The sequence below is a fragment of the Ruegeria sp. TM1040 genome (assembly GCF_000014065.1).
In the GTDB taxonomy this organism is placed as follows: Bacteria; Pseudomonadota; Alphaproteobacteria; order Rhodobacterales; family Rhodobacteraceae; genus Epibacterium.
Map to the genome: position 1 here is coordinate 1,441,423 of NC_008044.1, position 17,347 is coordinate 1,458,769.

13 protein-coding genes are annotated in these 17,347 nt (G+C 59.4%); 3 read left to right on the top strand and 10 right to left on the bottom strand.

Annotation, left to right across the window (positions count from 1 at the left end):
• The first annotated feature begins 114 nt into the window (after positions 1 to 114).
• Positions 115 to 1,113, top strand: a complete 999-nt coding sequence (gene hemB, locus TM1040_RS11130; protein ID WP_044027115.1) for a porphobilinogen synthase — start codon at positions 115 to 117, stop codon at positions 1,111 to 1,113.
• Positions 1,114 to 1,242: 129 nt separating this feature from the next.
• Positions 1,243 to 1,815 (top strand): YSC84-related protein, encoded by a 573-nt coding sequence (locus TM1040_RS11135; protein ID WP_011538691.1) that lies wholly within the window; start codon positions 1,243 to 1,245, stop codon positions 1,813 to 1,815.
• A gap of 56 nt (positions 1,816 to 1,871) precedes the next feature.
• Here the strand turns inward: TM1040_RS11135 and TM1040_RS11140 are convergent, their stop codons facing one another.
• Entirely contained in the window at positions 1,872 to 2,744 is an 873-nt protein-coding gene (locus TM1040_RS11140) for an NAD(P)-dependent oxidoreductase (RefSeq protein WP_011538692.1), read from the bottom strand.
• A gap of 113 nt (positions 2,745 to 2,857) precedes the next feature.
• Here TM1040_RS11140 and TM1040_RS11145 point away from each other — a divergent pair, with 113 nt between their 5' ends.
• Positions 2,858 to 5,347 carry a penicillin acylase family protein gene (locus TM1040_RS11145; protein ID WP_011538693.1) on the top strand — a complete coding sequence of 830 codons (2,490 nt, stop codon included), beginning with the start codon at positions 2,858 to 2,860 and terminating at the stop codon, positions 5,345 to 5,347.
• Between the two features lie 16 nt (positions 5,348 to 5,363).
• Here the strand turns inward: TM1040_RS11145 and hflX are convergent, their stop codons facing one another.
• The 9 genes from hflX to dusB form a co-directional block, all read right to left on the bottom strand.
• On the bottom strand, positions 5,364 to 6,635 hold the full coding sequence (gene hflX, locus TM1040_RS11150; RefSeq protein WP_011538694.1) for a GTPase HflX: 1,272 nt from the start codon (positions 6,633 to 6,635) through the stop codon (positions 5,364 to 5,366).
• Positions 6,635 to 6,874: an RNA chaperone Hfq gene (gene hfq, locus TM1040_RS11155; RefSeq protein WP_005611588.1), complete on the bottom strand. Its 240-nt coding sequence runs from the start codon at positions 6,872 to 6,874 to the stop codon at positions 6,635 to 6,637. The genes hflX and hfq overlap by 1 nt, the downstream gene beginning before the upstream one ends.
• 132 nt (positions 6,875 to 7,006) lie before the next feature.
• A complete protein-coding gene (locus tag TM1040_RS11160; protein ID WP_011538695.1) occupies positions 7,007 to 8,545 on the bottom strand; it encodes a TrkH family potassium uptake protein in 1,539 nt (512 codons plus the stop codon).
• Position 8,546: 1 nt separating this feature from the next.
• A complete protein-coding gene (gene trkA / locus TM1040_RS11165) occupies positions 8,547 to 9,923 on the bottom strand; it encodes a Trk system potassium transporter TrkA (protein WP_011538696.1) in 1,377 nt (458 codons plus the stop codon).
• A 99-nt stretch (positions 9,924 to 10,022) separates the two neighbouring features.
• The gene (locus TM1040_RS11170) at positions 10,023 to 11,441 is read right to left on the bottom strand and encodes a sigma-54-dependent transcriptional regulator (protein WP_011538697.1); all 1,419 of its coding nucleotides are present in this window, start codon (positions 11,439 to 11,441) and stop codon (positions 10,023 to 10,025) included.
• A complete protein-coding gene (locus TM1040_RS11175; RefSeq protein WP_011538698.1) occupies positions 11,438 to 13,717 on the bottom strand; it encodes a sensor histidine kinase NtrY-like in 2,280 nt (759 codons plus the stop codon). The genes TM1040_RS11170 and TM1040_RS11175 overlap by 4 nt, the downstream gene beginning before the upstream one ends.
• Before the next feature lie 99 nt (positions 13,718 to 13,816).
• The gene (locus TM1040_RS11180; RefSeq protein WP_011538699.1) at positions 13,817 to 15,196 is read right to left on the bottom strand and encodes a response regulator; all 1,380 of its coding nucleotides are present in this window, start codon (positions 15,194 to 15,196) and stop codon (positions 13,817 to 13,819) included.
• 17 nt (positions 15,197 to 15,213) lie between these two features.
• On the bottom strand, positions 15,214 to 16,302 hold the full coding sequence (locus TM1040_RS11185) for a two-component system sensor histidine kinase NtrB (RefSeq protein ID WP_011538700.1): 1,089 nt from the start codon (positions 16,300 to 16,302) through the stop codon (positions 15,214 to 15,216).
• Positions 16,299 to 17,285, bottom strand: a complete 987-nt coding sequence (dusB, locus tag TM1040_RS11190; RefSeq protein WP_011538701.1) for a tRNA dihydrouridine synthase DusB — start codon at positions 17,283 to 17,285, stop codon at positions 16,299 to 16,301. Before dusB ends, TM1040_RS11185 begins: the two co-directional genes overlap by 4 nt.
• Positions 17,286 to 17,347: the final 62 nt, after the last annotated feature.

Here is a 17,347-nt window from a genome sequence, read left to right on the forward strand (position 1 = left end):
TCGCCACGCTCTGCGACACAAGTGCTGCTGCGTCAGAAATGCGCGGATCGGAGACTTGTGAAGCACCACTGTTCCATGCAACCCATGTGCACCGGAACAGAATACGAGACCGAGATGCCCCATATCAGCGCTTCCTTTCCTGCCTCCCGCCCCCGTCGCCTGCGTGCCTCTGCCGCTTTGCGCGACCTCACGCGGGAGAACGAACTCTCGGTGAATGACCTGATCTGGCCGGTTTTTGTACGCGATGGGGAGGGGATCGAGGAGCCGGTTCCCTCGATGCCAGGCGTGGTGCGGCGCTCTGTCGACAAGGTGGTTGAGGCCGCCGTCGAAGCGCAGGCACTCGGAATTCCGGCGATCTGCCTCTTTCCCTACACGGATCCGTCTTTGAAAACAGAGGATTGTGCCGAGGCTTGGAACCCGGAGAACCTCTGCAATCGGGCCATCCGTGGGATCAAGGCCGCGGCGCCCGATCTCGCCGTGATGACCGATGTCGCGCTAGATCCCTATAATATCAACGGCCACGACGGCTTTGTGATTGATGGCGAAATTCGCAACGACGAAACCGTCGAGGCGCTGGTCAAGATGACCCTCGCACAGGCCGAGGCCGGGGCGGATATCATCGGCCCCTCTGACATGATGGACGGGCGCATCGGAGCCATGCGGTCTGCATTGGAAAGGAAGGGATTTCAGAATGTTACGATCCTGTCCTACTCTGCAAAATACGCGTCTGGATTTTATGGACCGTTTCGTGATGCGGTCGGCGCCTCGGGGGCCCTGACCGGCGACAAGAAGACCTATCAGATGGACCCCGCCAACACCAATGAAGCCCTTCGCATGATTGAACGCGATCTGCGCGAGGGGGCGGATATGGTGATGGTGAAACCCGGATTGCCCTATCTCGACATCTGCCACCGCGTGAAAGAGACCTTCCAGGTCCCGACCTTTGCCTACCAGGTGTCAGGAGAATACGCGATGATCCAAGCGGCGGCTCTGAATGGTTGGATCGATGGGGAAAAAGTTATGCTAGAAAGCCTCATGGCCTTCCGTCGGGCTGGATGTGATGGTGTGCTTACCTATTTTGCGCCACAGGTCGCGAAACTGTTGAACGGCTAAACCTCTTTGCAAGACCCCGGCAGGAACCTGCTCAATCGGGCAGGCTTCAAAGTGACAGCTTTAGGGATTATGCATATAGTTGTGTCAAACAAAGCGCCAAAGCGCAGATTCACGAGCAGGTAACAGAACATGAGCACATCCAAATCCCGTCTTTCCCGTCGTGCGTTTACCGCCAGCGGACTCGCGGCCATTGGGGCCACCGCAGCATGCAGCAACGGGATCGGCAACACCAATGACGTGAAAATCGACGCCCGCGTCAATGCCACCCTCAATCAGATGTATGACCGCTATCCCGGCACCCGCGATCTGGCACAGAAATCTGCCGGTATGCTGGTGATGCCCCTCGTCACCGAGGCGGGCTTTATCTTTGGTGGCGCCTATGGGCGCGGCGCGCTGCGGATCAATGGCGCCACGGTTGACTATTATGCCGCCCTCAAGGGCAACGCCGGTCTGCAGCTGGGCGCGCAGCAATATTCCCATGTCTTGTTCTTTATGACCGACGCCGCGCTGGCGCGGTTCCGCCGCTCGTCGGGTTGGACGGCCGGTGCAGATCTTGAGTATGTGGTCATCGACGAAGGCGACGCACTGACGGCGGATACAAATACGCTGACGGCGCCTGTGGTTGCTGCAGTCTTTGGTCAGGCCGGGATTCGGATCGGAGCCACCATCGAGGGCTCCAAATACACACGTATCATTCCCTGATTTTGTTTTATATCAAGGTGATGAAGACCTCCCCTCATTCGAGGGGAGGCTTTTTTTCAGCCCAAGGCCCGCAGCCGTTTGATCAGGGATGAGGTGTCCCAACGCCCGCCGCCCAGTTTTTGAACGTCCTTGTAGAACTGATCGACCAAGGCCGTGACAGGCAGGCTTGCGCCAATGTCGTCGGCGGTATCAAGGCAGATTCCGAGATCCTTGCGCATCCAGTCCACGGCAAACCCGTGCTCGAACTCATCGTCGAGCATGGTCTCATAGCGATTTGCCATCTGCCAGCTGCCCGCTGCCCCCTGACTGATCACCTCGACCACCGCGCGCCCGTCGAGCCCGGCTTTCTCCGCAAAATGAAGCGCTTCGCTCAAACCTTGCACAAGGCCGGCAATGGCGATCTGGTTGCACATTTTGGTCATCTGGCCTGCGCCACTTTCACCGATGCGCCGGCAGATCCGTGCATAGGCTTCCATCACTGGCGCAGCTTTGTCGTAATCCGCAGCATCCCCGCCGCACATCACCGAAAGAACCCCATTCTCGGCCCCCGCCTGACCGCCCGAGATCGGAGCGTCGACAAACCCAAGCTGCGCGTCTTTGGCGCGGGCGTAGAGCTCTGCCGTGACCTCTGCTGATACCGTGGTGTGATCGACAAAGATCGCACCCGGTTTCATTCCGGCAAAGGCACCGTCCTCACCTAGGCAAACAGAGCGCAAATCATCGTCATTGCCCACACAGGCCATGACAAAATCCGCGTTTTGTGCGGCCTCTCTGGGCGTTGGCGCAGACCGACCGCCCGTCGCTGCCGCCCAGCCTTCGGCCTTTGCAGTTGTGCGGTTGTAAACCGTGACCTCATGCCCGGCCTTTTGCAGATGCCCGGCCATCGGATACCCCATGACCCCGAGCCCAAGGAACGCAATTTTTGCCATGTCCTTTCCCCCTGTTCTGTCTTCGCATATGTTGGCGCCAACCCTAGCAGCACCCGCCCAAAGCGCAATGCGGCTTGGCAACAAACACAGAAATACCAAGGGAATAGAAAAGAATGGCACGCCTCTTCCGCTGGCTCCTCCGCCTCACGGCTGGTACGATTCTGCTTGGTATTCTGGGGGCGATCCTGGTCTATTTCCTCGCGGCGCAGTCCTTGCCAGACTATGACAAGGAGATCGCCCTGCCCGGCCCTACGGCTCCGGTCGAGATCGTGCGCGACAACGCGAATGTGCCGCATATCTTTGGCAGCTTTGGTGCCTCGGATGAGGACGTGTTTTTTGGGCTCGGGTATGCTCATGCGCAGGATCGACTGTGGCAGATGGCCGTGATGCGACGCACGGCGCAGGGTCGGCTTTCCGAGGTCTTTGGCCCCCGTACCGTCCGCACAGACAGTTTTTTGCGGCGGCTTGATCTTTATGGGGCGGCGCGAAGTTCGGTTTCCGCCCAGAGCCCCGAAACGCTCCGGGCGCTGCAGGCCTATGCTGCGGGCGTGAATGCGCGCCTGCAAGAGATCAACGAAGACGCGCTGGGGCGTGGGGCACCGGAAATGTTCCTGTTCAACATGCCCATAGCGCCGTGGCAGCCCGCCGACAGCATCGCCATTATGAAACTGATGGCCGTGCAGCTCTCATCCAATATGCAAGAAGAGATCCTGCGCGCGCAGACTTCCATTGCCCTCGATGATCCCAAACGCCTTGAGGATATCCTGCCCGATGCTCCCGGCTCTGGGACGGCGACGCTTCCGGAATATACGGAGCTGTTTCCCGGCCTCCCGGGATTTCGTGGTCTCGAGGAACAGCGCCGGGCGCAAACGGCGCATGCTGCGTTGATGCCCCTGGCGCCACGTGGGCTTGGTGGGGCTTCGAATGCCTGGGCTGCGGCGCCCAATCGTTCGGCGGCGGGTGGCACGCTTCTTGCCAATGACCCGCATCTGAAGCTGACAGCGCCCGGAACCTGGTATCTGGCACGTCTTGAGCTTGGCACCGGCGGTGTGATTGGTGGCACAATCCCGGGCATCCCGGCTGTGCTCACCGGGCGTTCTCAGCAGTTGGGATGGGGGCTCACCTCTTCCTATCTGGATGATCAGGACCTCTTTATCGAGAAGATCAACCCGGACAACCCGCAGCAGTATCTGACCCCAAATGGCTACAAGGACTTCACATCGCGGCCTTCGATCGTGCAGATAAAGGGCAATGCGCCGCTGACGCTGACCCTGCGCTGGACCGAAAACGGGCCGGTTCTGCCCGGCTCGCTGTTTGAGCTCAGCACCATTACGCCGCCCGGCCACGTTGTGAGCCTAGGGTGGACGGCATTGTCGCGCGAGGACACCTCGATGACTGCGGCGCTCGATCTGATGCGGGCAGAAAATGTCGCGCAGGCCATTGCCGCAGGCGAGAACTTCATCGCGCCTTCCCAAAATATCACGCTGGCGGATCATGACACCATCGCGCTCAAGACCGTGGGCGTCATGCCCGACCGCGACCTGCGCAACCAAAGCCGGGGACGCCTGCCCAACCAGGGCTGGCGGCGCGAAAACCGCTGGCAAGGGCGCTTGCCCTATGCGGCGAACCCGGAGTTCATTGCGCCCAGCGGTGGGATTTTGGGAAATACAAACAACAAGTTGCTAGAGCGCCCCTTTCCCAACCACGTCAGTTATTCCTGGGGCGACACACAGCGGATCAATCGCTGGCGCCGTCTGATGCAGAGCCGCGAGGTGCATACCCGCGACAGTTTCATCGAAGCGCAGCTCGATACGGTTTCCTATAGCGCGCAAACCCTCCTGCCTCTTATCGGGGCGGATCTGTGGTTCACCGGTGAAGCTGCGCCCAATGGCACGCCGGAACGCCAGCGCCAGATCGCATTGTCGCTCTTGGCGGAGTGGAACGGCGAGATGAACGAGCATTTGCCCGAGCCTCTGATCTACGCAAGTTGGGTGCGTGCTTTGCAAAAACGTCTGATCGAGGACGACCTAGGCCCCCTTGCGGATGCGTTTGACCGGGTTGAGCCGCTGTTCCTGGAACGGGTGTTCCGCAATATCGATGGCGCTGCAGCCTGGTGTGATGTCGCCCAGAGCGCCCCGACCGAGAGCTGCACCGACATGGCGCGCCTCGCGCTGGACGACGCGCTCGTCTACATCAGCGAAAACTACGGCAGTACATTGGAAAGCCTGCGCTGGGGGGATGCGCATCAGGCCACCCAGGATCACGAGGTCTTGGGCGAGGTGCCGTTCCTGCGCTATTTCGTCAACATCCGTCAATCCACCAGTGGTGGAGACAATACGCTGCAGCGCGGCCTCACCTCGGGCGAGGAGCCGGCGCCCTTCAACAATGTGCATGGGGCGGGCTATCGCGGTGTCTATGATTTCGCCGATCCCGAAAGCTCTGTTTTCATTATAGCAACAGGCCAGTCCGGGCATTTCCTGTCGCGCTACTACGATGACATGGCACAGTACTGGCGGCGTGGGGAGTATATCCCGATGTCTCTCGACGAAAAACTGGCGCGCGCCGCTTCCGTCGGCGTCACCCGTATCCTGCCGCGCAACTAAAGAAAAACGCAGCGCTCTAGAGCGCTGCGTATTGTGCTTTTTGCTTTTCGGTCCAGCGCACGGAAATCTCAAACCCGGTGTCGGTCTGGTTTTCCTCTTGCACAACGTCTTGTTTGAAGAGCCAGGCGCGCTGTTTTCCTTGGGAAAAGTCCAGCGTCAGTACCTCATCCACACGCACGCCCTGAAGCTTCATGGCAATGTCGTGCAACAGTTGAGGCAGCCCCTCGCCGGTTATCGCGGAAATCGCGTAGAGCGAGTCGTTGCGGTCTGCCCGTTGGCGGCAGGCATCCGCCTCTTCCTCGGAGAGCTGGTCGATCTTGTTCCAGACCTCGATGACCGTGCGGTCCTCGTCCACTCCAAGCGAGCTCAGGATCTGCTCCACGTCTTCGGCCTGATGTTCGGTGTCGCTGTGGCTGATGTCGCGCACATGTAGGATCACATCTGCGGCCAGCACCTCTTCGAGCGTCGCGCGAAACGAGGCAACCAGTTCGGTCGGAAGATCAGAGATGAATCCCACGGTGTCCGAGAGGATGACTTCTGGCCCATCCGGCAGCTCAACGCGGCGCATGGTGGGGTCCAGCGTGGCAAAGAGCATGTCTTTCGCCATCACCTCTGCCCCGGTCAGACGATTGAACAGAGTGGATTTTCCAGCGTTGGTATATCCCACAAGCGCAACAATCGGATAAGGCACTTTGGCGCGCGCGGCGCGATGCAGCGTACGCGTTTTCACAACCTTGTCGAGTTGTCGCCGCAGTCGGACAAGCTGTTCGTCGATGGCGCGGCGGTCCGCTTCGATCTGGGTTTCGCCGGGGCCGCCGACAAAGCCAAGACCACCACGCTGACGCTCTAGGTGGGTCCAGGCACGCACCAGTCGCGTGCGCTGATAGCTGAGCGCTGCCATTTCAACCTGCAGCACGCCCTCACGGGTGCGCGCACGATCCGAGAAGATCTCGAGAATAAGCCCGGTTCGGTCAAGAATTTTGACCTTCCAGGCTTTTTCGAGGTTGCGCTGCTGGACCGGGCTTACGGGGCCGTCAATCAAGACCAGTTCGACCTCTTCGGCTTTGAACAGGGTCTTCAGCTCTTCGATCTTGCCGGAGCCAAACAGCATACCGGGATGCGCCTTGGGAAGGCCCACGACAGTTGAGCCGACCACTTCAAGGTCGGGCAGTGCGGCGGCGAGCGCCACACCTTCCTCTAGCGCCGGAACTGCGTCGCGACGATCCCTATCTGACTTGATATCCGGATGCAGAACCCAAGCCCGGGTCTGCTTCCTGTCATGCTCCATCAATTGGAGTCTTCACCTTCATATAGGCTGATGGGCTGGGCCGGCATGATGGTGGAAATCGCATGCTTGTAGACAAGCTGCGACTGGCCATCGCGGCGCAGCAACACACAGAAGTTGTCGAACCAGGTGATCACGCCCTGCAGTTTCACACCGTTGATCAAGAAAATTGTGACTGGAACTTTTGTTTTGCGAACGTGGTTCAGGAAAGCGTCCTGAAGATTCTGTCTGTCCGAAGCCATTTGCTTATTATCTCGCCTTTGTTCTTGCCACGCGCTGCGGCCCAACGCGTCCCTTATGGCGAGTATGGACGCAGATTTCGCGGGTTTCCACCCGAAAAACGTCACTTTTTCGCATGACTTAGCCAGTATGTGTCAGTTGCGCCAAAGATTGGGCGACAGAAGCGCGATAATGGCCAGCGTTTCCAGACGCCCCAGAACCATCGCAAAACACAAGATCAGCTTTGCGGGGGCATCCAGCAGATTGAGCTCGATGGGAACCTGCCCTGCGGCCTCCACCAAAGGCCCCGTTGTGGAAAGCCCCGCAACGGCGAGAATCATAGCCTGTTCAAACGGAATACCAAAGGCCGAGAGCGCCACCGAAATGAGCGTCAAGGACAGCGCAAAGAGCATGAAAAAGATCCAGGCCACAAAGGCACCATTGCTCTGCAGGCGTCGATTGCCCCGCCCCTCACCACTGACGGAGGACGGTAGGACCAGACGCTCCATTTCCCGAAGACCATTGAGATATAGCGCATAGACACGCAGGAGCTTTACGCCGCCTGCAGTGGTCGCAACGCCACCGCCCATGACCGCCAGCCCGAGCAGGATCATACCCGGTGTCTCCAGTCCCGACCATTCCTGCGCGCTGAACCAATACGCGCTCTCAAATCCGTTGGTTGTGAGGAATGAGGCAACGGTGAAAATCGCACCCCAAAGAGAGGTCAGCGCCATGCCCCAATCGTCAGACGCATTCACCTCGAGCGAGGCTAGCCAATGCCGCAGAAACAAGAGCATCGGCACGCCGAGAATGATGAGAATGCCAGAGCGGAACTCGGGATCCTTGTCGAGACGCCCATGCCCCACAGCCACTGTATCGCTGGAAAACGTCAGGCGTGAGAGCGCAAACAGCAGAAAAAGGAACATGATCATCTCGCCAGCGAGGCCCGCCTGTGCATCCTGAATGCCGCCAATCGGCGACAGACCGGAGGTCGCCATGATCGACATGGCATGGCTGACGGCGACAAGGCCGCTCTCGCCACACAGCATGAGCAAAAGAGCCAGCGCAAAGGTCAGGCCCGCATAAACCGGCGCAAGCGCACGGGTCACGATGATCAGCTTACGCCGCGGGTCGGGGCGCTGGCTTTCGCGCAGGATTGCATCGCTGCGACCGGGTTCTGCGCGCGTGGTGACCTCAAACCCGCCGAGCGACAGAGGCGCCAGCACGGCTGAGGCCGCAATCCACATGAACATGCCGCCAAGCCACGCCACCAGAACCCGCCACAGGTGCACCGAGTCCGGCACCCGTCCAGGACGGTCAAAAATATCGGCCCCCGTGGTCGTTAGCGCCGAGACCATATCGAAATAGGCATTGAGATAGCTTGTGTTTTTCAACGCATCCTGCAGCGGAATGGCGAGGTAGAGCGGCAAAAGCACAAAAGTCGCGAGCAGGGTCATAAGCTGCCCTGGCATCCCGTAACGCGGCACGCGGTTCGAAACCGAAAGCCCCACAAAGGCCACCAACGTGAGCCCGACAATCCCGGAATAAAAGAAGCTCTGCGATGTCTGGTGGTCATCCACAATCACCGCATGTACGGCCGGGATCCACATCGCAATGGCAAACACCCCCCAGATGAGCAGCAGCAGCGGCAAGCGCAGCACACCGCGCACTTGTTTCAGGGGGCGGCGTATCATCCTAGAAGTAGTCGATCGAGACTTGCATCAGGCGCTCGACCTCCCGCACATCAGCGGCCATCGCAAAGAGGGCAATCGTGTCCCCCGCCTCGATCCGAAGCCCGCCACTGGGGCGCATGACCTCGCCGTTCTTGGATACAGCGCCCACCAGCACACCTTCGGGGAAATCAATGTCCCGAATGGCCTGCCCCGCCATGGGAGAGGTAGAAAGCACTTCGGTTTCAATAACTTCCGCTTCGGCGTCGCCAATGGAATAAACCTGCCGGATACGGCCATAGCGGATGTGACGCAGGATAGAACTGACGGTGGTGGCGCGCGGATTGATATGCGCGTCAATCCCGAGGTGCGGCAGCAGCGGCAGCAGCGTCGGGTCGTTGATCAGGGCGATTGCAAACGGGCAGCCTTCGGTCTTGGCACGCACCGCTGCCAGCATGTTGGTCTTGTCGTCATCGGTCACCGCCAGCATGGCATCGGCCTTGTCGATGCCCGCCTCGATCATCAGCCCCCGATCCAGACCATCGCCATTCAGAACGATCGTGCGTTCCAGAGCCTCTGCGGCAACCTCGGCGTTTTTGCGGTTCTTTTCGATCATCTTGGCCCGCGTGCGCCGGGTGCGCGCCTCGAGCGCTTTGGCAACTTCAAGGCCGACATTGCCGCCGCCGACGATCACCACGCGCTCCTGACGTTTCTCAGTCTTTCCAAAGACTTCCATCGTGCGGCTCACGTCGTCTGCATGGCAAAACACATAGGCCGCATCGCCCACAAACAGTTGATCCCCTGGCTCCGGCGCAAACAGCGATCCGTCGCGGCGAATGCCAACCACAATGGCACGCAACGTCGAGAAGAGCTCCGTCAACTGGCGCAGCGGCGTGTTTACAACGGGGCAGTCTGCCTCCACGTTGATGCCCAACAGCTGCGCACGTCCGTCCATGAATACTTCGGTGTCAAAAGCTGCCGGCGCGCGCAGACGCTGCATAGCCGCCGCCGCAACTTCCCGCTCCGGGCTGATCACCACATCGATCGGCAGATGGTCCCGGCGATAGAGATCGGAATAAATCGCGTTCAGATAGCTCTTGGCCCGCAGACGCGCGATCTTGCGCTGGATGGCAAACACGGAATGCGCCACTTGGCAGGTGACCATGTTCACCTCGTCCGAGTGCGTGGCGGCGATGATCATATCCGCGTCCCGCGCCCCGGCCCGATCAAGAACATCCGGATATGAGGCAAAGCCCGCAATGCCTTGAACATCAAGCGTATCTGTCGCGCGGCGCACAAGGTCAGGATTGTTGTCGACAACCGTCACGTCGTTGTGTTCGCCGGACAAATGCCGTGCGATCTGCCAACCGACCTGCCCGGCTCCACAGATGATAACTTTCATAGATCCGCTCTCCGGGCGCTGGACTGCCTGATTTGCATGCCAGATGGTGCGAAGGGGGTCAATTCAATTGTCCCGCCGCAGCCCTGGCCTACACCTGATTTACGCTGTCTCTTCCGTGGCTTCCTCGCTCTCGACCCGCGCCACCCGCGCGCCCGCCTTGTTCGATGTGACAACGCCGAGCGATTTCAGTTTGCGGTGGAGCGCCGAGCGTTCCATGCCCACAAAGGAGGCCGTGCGGCTGATGTTGCCGCCAAAGCGATTGATCTGCGTCAGAAGATATTCGCGTTCAAAGGCCTCGCGTGCCTCGCGCAAAGGCAGCGTAGCCAAGGCGCCAGAGAGCACGACGCGACCTTCTGTTTCGACCTTTTCTTCTTCGCTCGGCAGATCCTTTGCCTGAATGGGACCGGAGGTTTCTCCAAGGATCAGAACGCGTTCCACCAGATTCTTCAGCTGGCGCACATTGCCCGGCCAGGTCATCGTCTGCATCAAGGCCACGGCGTCTTCGCTAAGGGCGCGCAGTGGCAGGCCCTGCGTCTGGTTGAAGCCTTGGATGAAATACTCCGCCAGCAGCGGGATGTCCTCGCGCCGGTCCGAGAGCGATGGCACGCAGATCGGAACCACATTCAGACGGTGATACAATTCCTGACGGAAGTTGCCATCCTTGATCTCCTGTTCGAGATCGCGATTTGTGGCCGAGATCACCCGTAGGTCCACCTTGACCTTCTCGGTGCCGCCAACGCGCACAAACTGCTGATCCACCAGCACGCGCAGGATCTTGGATTGGGTGCCGGGGGGCATATCCGCCACTTCGTCAAAAAAGACGACGCCCCCATCTGCCTGCTCCAGCAGCCCCGGCTCGACGCCGCGTTCGCTGCTCTCACGCCCAAAGAGCACATCTTCCATGCGCTCGGGCTCAATGCTGGCGCAATTCACGGTGACAAAAGGCTCACTGGCGCGGTGGGAGTTTGCGTGAATATAGCGGGCTGCTACTTCCTTGCCGCTGCCCGCAGGCCCGGTGAGCATGACGCGCCCATTGGATTTCGTCACCTTGTCAAGCTGGCTGGTCAAGGCACGAAACGCGGGCGACGTCCCGACCATATCGGTTGCACCTACATCCTTGCGGCGCAGATCCGTGTTTTCGCGACGCAGGCGAGAGGTCTCCATCGCGCGCCGGATCACAACCATCAACTGGTCGATATTAAAGGGCTTCTCGATGAAGTCATAAGCGCCCTGCTTGATCGCCGCGACCGCAATTTCGATATTCCCGTGCCCCGAGATGATGACCACCGGAACCTCCGGGTAATCCCGCTTTACGGTTTTCAGGATGTCGATCCCATCCATCTGGCTGTCTTTGAGCCAGATGTCCAAAATCAGCAGCGCAGGCGGAGCGTCTTCAAAGGCGGCCATGCATTCTTCGGAGTTGGCCGCTTTGCGCGTGGCATAGCTTTCGTCCTCCAGGATGTCTGAAACCAGCTCCCGGATGTCACGTTCATCATCAACAATCAGAATATCACTCATGTCAGCCCTGCTACTATAGTTTGTTTCTGGACGGCATTTCCTGGCGCCAGCGCCGGGAGACGGATCACCGCCATTGCGCCTTGGTGGCTCATCCCGTCAAAGATGGGCGCGTCTTCCAGCACCAAACTGCCACCATGCTCTTCGATAATTTTCTTTACGATCGGCAGGCCGAGGCCTGTGCCCTCGTCACGGGTGGTGACATAGGGTTCAAACAGCCGGGCGCGATCTGCGGGCAAGCCGATCCCATTGTCCGCAATCGTAATGACAAACCCGCTATCATCGCTGCTCACATCGACCCGGATCTCCGGCGCGTAGCCCGGCTCTACGCCTTTCTTGCGCAAGGTCTCCGTGGCTTCGCCAGCGTTCTTGATAAGATTGGTCAGCGCCTGCCCGATCATTGTGGCGTCAACATCCACGTTCAGCGGATGATCCGGGATCTGCGCGTGGATCTTGAGATCAGGTTGCCCGGCTTGCTGCAGCAACACGGCACTATGCACCAGCGCGCCTAGGTCTTCTTCGTGTCGATCGGGTTCCGGCATCCGTGCAAATTTTGAAAACTCATCAACGATGCGACGCAAGTCGTTGGTTTGACGCACAATAACATCGGTCATCGACTGCAGTTGATCGCTCTGCTCTTCGCTGAGTTTTGGAGCAAACTTGCGCTTGATCCGCTCCGCGCTGAGCTGGATCGGGGTGAGCGGGTTCTTGATCTCATGGGCGATCCGGCGCGCCACGTCACCCCATGCCGCCATGCGCTGCGCACTCACGAGATCGGTGACATCGTCAAAGGCAACCACATAGCCCTCGAGCGTATTGTCATCGCCGTGTCGGCGCGACATCCGCACAAGGAGGTTCTCCAACTGCCCTTGTCGGGTTACTTTGATCTCACCCTGGGCATTGTTGCTGCCGCCTTTGACGAGATCGTCAAACAGCGGACCAAACTCCGGAATGGCCACCGCAAGTGCAAGTGACTTTTGGTCCTCACGCCAATCCAGCAAGCGCTTGGCCGAGGTGTTCACAAAGGTCACGCAGCCCTTTGCATCAAGCCCCACAACGCCAGAGGTCACCGACGACAGCACCGAGTCAAACAGACGACGGCGCTGCTCGATCTGATGCGTGTTCTGTAGCAAGGTTTCACGTTGTGCCTGAAGTTGCTGCGTCATCTGATTGAAATAACGCCCTAATTGCGCAATTTCGTCGTCGCCGTTCTCTTCTACCACCTGCACACTCAGATTGCCACCGCCCACACGCTGCGCCGCAACCGTCAAGCGCCCGACCGGGCGTGAAAGGCGCTCCGCAAACCACATGCCAAGCCACATCGCCGCAAGGATCAGGATCACTGCAAAGCCGAGATACAACAGGCCGAATTCAAATAGCACCCGCCCGCGCTCACTCTCGAGTTGTTGATAAAGATGCGCAGTTTCCTGAGTGTCGTCGAGCAGGTTCAACAGTTCACCGTCGACTTCACGACTGACGTAGAGATACCGATCCACAAAGGCGTTGAGACGCACCAGGGCGCGAAACTCGCTATTGTCCCAATCCTGGATCAGGTGCAGCCCCTCGGATTCGGCGGCTGCGATCTGTGCATCAGTGGGTTCTTCGAAGTCAAACTCGTAGGATCGCTCCCCGCGGGTTTGGATCGCCCCGATCCCATTGATCACATAGGCCTCTTGCAGGCCGCGCTGGATCTGCAGCTGGCCTTGCGACAGAACCTGCCGCAACTGCCCGTCGCTCATGAAGAAATTCTTGTTCCGGCTTCGATCCAGAAAACGCGCCAGCGCCAGCGCATCCTGTTCGAGATCCTGACGCTGCTGGCGTTCATAGGCTTCTGCAGCCTTGACCGAGTTGCCAATCACATCGCGCACGCGCTCGGAAAACCAGCCCTCAAGACCCACATTCACCGTCAAGACAGCAAAGACCGCAACCGTCACGGTGGGCACCAGCGCGAGGAAGGCAAAGGCGCCGATCAATCGCAGGTGCAGACGCGAGCCCGCCGACTTCTCACGCCGCGCGGCGATCAGACGTCCGATCTGGCTGAGGACCAGCGCTGCAATCGACAGCACATAGACAAGATCAGCGAGCAGGATCAGGCGCAGCGCCGGGGAGCTCGCATTCTGGCCAAAGGGACCGATCACAAGAAATGTCACCAAAGCCATGATGGGCCCGAGCAACACCAGCCCCAAGGTGGTGATGTTGCGCGCGCGGCGCGTCTTACGCCAGCGATCCAGGGCGCCAAGCCACAGATACACCGAACGGATATGTGACAACTGTGCCACCGCCTGCCCCCAGTTGATGTTGAGCCTTCTTGGCTCACCACACTATCTCGCGTTGCCCCATGGGCCTATTGACCTCCGGGCAACGCTGCTGTGGCGATATTACATCAGTTTGCGGCGGCGTGTCACCTCTATATCGAGATCAGTGATTTTCTTGCGCAGCGTATTTCGGTTGATCCCGAGGAGATCGGCACATTTCGCCTGATTTCCGCCGGTTGCAGCAAGCGAGATCTCGATCAACGGCGCTTCGACTTCGCGCAGCAGCCGCGCATACAGCCCCGGTGGTGGCAGCATGTCGCCATGCAGATCGAAATATCGCTGCAGATGGCGCGCCACAGATTCGGAGAGCTTTTCATTGCTTGCCCCGCCCCCCATGACGGGCGCAACTCCGGTGCTCTGCGGCCCAAGCGCTGCGGCGACTTCTGACTTGCTGATTGTATCTCCGCGCGCTGTAAGCGCCAGTCTTTTCACGATATTTTCAAGCTGACGCACGTTCCCAGGCCAAGAATAGTGCCGCAAGAGATCCCGCGCTTCGTCGCTCAGCATGCGTCGCGGCCCCCCTTCGGCGTCCGCGCGGGTCAGGAAATGCTCACACAAAAGTGCGATGTCCTCGACCCGTTCGCGCAACGCAGGCACCGCAAGCTCCGTACCGCAAATCCGGTAGTAGAGATCCTGACGCAGTTTGCCGGCTTCGATCTGTTCAGCAAGATCTTGCTGACTGGAGGTCGCAATAAAGCGCGGTGCGTGGTCTCCGGGCGAATCCATCATCCGCACAAGCCGCGCCTGAGCCTCATCGGTCAGATCAACCAGCTCATCGACCAGCAAGGTGCCGCCCTTCACTTGACTGAGCAGGCGCGAGGGGCCTTCAAGCTCGATGAGATCAGACGCCTCAGCGACCACAAATGGCAGGGTCCTGCGGTCCGAGAAATCGTGTATTGCCTTGGCAATTAAGGACTTCCCAGACCCGCTCTCGCCCGTGATCAAAAGCGGCATATCGGTGTTCATAACCCGCGCAATCAGACGATAGAGCGTCTGCATCACCTCTGTGCGCCCCACCAGCGGCAGCTCATCGGGTCGCTCCTCGACGACCTCGACATGGCTGGTGCTCTGGGCGCTGCGCTTTTCGGTGAGGGCCTTGGCCGTGCGCTTCATCAGCTCAGGCAGGTCAAAAGGTTTGGGCAGATAATCATAGGCTTCGGCTTCGGCAGCCTTGATGGCGGTCATGATCGTATTCTGCGCCGAGATCACGATGACCGGCAGCCCGGGCCGGTCCTGGGCAATCTTGGGGAGCATCTCCAGCCCATTGCCGTCCGGCATCATCACGTCGGAGATCACAACATCGCCTTTGCCTTCGCCAACCCAGCGCATCAACGTTGTGAGAGAGGACGTCGCATGGACCTTGCACCCCGCCCGCGTCAGCGCCTGTGTGAGCACAGTGCGGATCGTACGGTCATCATCTGCAACAAGAACGGTGCCATCCATGTCTTTGGTCTCCTGAGTTATTTCTGCTCTCGCGGAACGCGCGAAAGCGACAGTCTGAAGGTCGTGTTGCCGGGCTCTGAGCGCACGGAAATCCAACCGTTATGGTCGCCGATGATCTTGCTGACCAAGGCCAGGCCAAGACCTGTTCCGTTCTCCTTGCCAGAGACAAAAGGCTCAAAGATATCGTCGCGGATCTTCTCCGGCAGCCCTGGCCCATCGTCGCTGATCTCGATCTGCAAGGGCAGCAGCTTGCCCTGTCCGTCGCTGCGACGCAGGCGGAAGGAGTGTTCATAAAAGGTGCGTACCGTAATGGTGCCACCCGCGCTGCCTGCGGCCTCTGAGGCATTCTTGAGAAGGTTCAAAACCACCTGCAACAGCTGATCCGGGTCGCCCCAGGCCAGCGGCAGCGAGGGGTCGTATTTCTCGACAATCTTCATATGTGCGCCGAAGCCCAGCAGCGCGGAGCGGCGCGCGCGGTCCAGAACATCATGCAGATTGACCGGTTTGAAGTCCGGCTCGGAGAGATTTCCAAACTGCTCCACCTGCTCCAGCAGCTTCACGATCCGGCGGCTCTCACTCACGATTAGATCCGTAAGTTCAAGGTCATCCGTGGAGAGGTTCATGCTCAAAAGCTGCGCGGCACCGGTGATCCCCGCCAAAGGGTTCTTGATTTCATGCGCCAGCATCTCTGCCATGCCGATCGCCGATTGCGCGGCCGATTTGGCGGAGTGGGTCTGCGTCATCCGCCCCGCAAGCTCTCGCGGCGAGAGCATCAGCAGCATATGACCAGGATGCCCGTGGAGCGGCGCAATCTGCACAGCACATTGCAACGGTGCGCGTTCGCGGGCGCCGACATCGACATCATTCACAAATAGGGGCGTGCCCTGCTCTCGAGCCTTGTCAAAGGCCAGTTCGATCGAGGACTCAATCGCGACCTTCTGCCAGATTTTCTTACCAATCAGGGACTTGCGCGAGGAGTTGATAAAGCCCTCAGCAGCTGAGTTCACATCTTCAATGCAATTATGCTCATCGACCAGAAACGCGGGTACCGGCAGCGAAGCCCAGATGTCGCAGTCGTTGCTGTGAGGATTCGAGGCATCATTCATGCGGCAGTCTCCTGCTCAGTTCCCTGAAGCGCACTCGGGAGCAATCGCAACACATCAGAGGGGGATTTGGCCGTCAGAACCTCGCGCCGCAGGGCCGCAGGTGTCCCGGCCTCATCCATATACCAGCCTAGGTGCTTGCGCGCGACGCGGAGGCCCAACTCCGCCCCATAAAAGGCAAGCATCGCCTCGTAGTGCTTTGAAACCAGATCAATAAATGCGCGCCCTTCGGGAACGTCCGGAGCAGCCGTGCCCCAGAGATCATGCGCGATCTGAGCCAGAAGCCAGGGTCTTCCCTGCACACCGCGCCCGATCATGACGCCATCCGCTCCGGAGTCTGAGAGCGCCTTGCCCGCGCTTTTTGCATCGACAATATCGCCATTGGCCAGCAAGGGAACAGAGATCGCATTCTTGATCTCCGAGATCGCAGCCCAGTCAGCATGACCTTTGTAAAACTGGCACCGGGTACGACCATGGATAGTGACCATCTGGACACCCGCGGCTTCGGCGCGGCGCGCCACATCAGCGGCATTGAGACAGTTATCGTCCCACCCCAACCGGGTCTTGAGCGTGACAGGCACATCCACCGCCTGAACGACTGCCTCAATCAACGACAGCGCGTGATCGGGGGTCTTCAGGAGCGCAGAGCCCGAATAGCCGTTGGTCACTTTCTTTGCCGGACATCCCATGTTGATGTCGATCATCCGCGCCCCACGATCTGCCACCTGACGCGCGGCCTCTGCCATCCAATACGCGTCGCGCCCGGCGATCTGAACCGAGGTATTCTCCACATCGGCGCTCAGTTCCGCCTTCTCGCGCACGCCGGGCTTGGCTTGAACCATCTCCTGACTGGCGACCATCTCGCTCACCACTAGGCCCGCCCCGAAAGAGCGCACCAGATCCCGAAACGGGCGGTCAGTGATCCCGGCCATGGGCGCCAGAGCGACGGGGGGATCGAGATGTGTGGGTCCAACTGAAAAGGACAACTGCTTAATCCTTATGCATACGAGTGTTTTTTAGCTTGAATCGGAGCTATGCTCCATTCCAA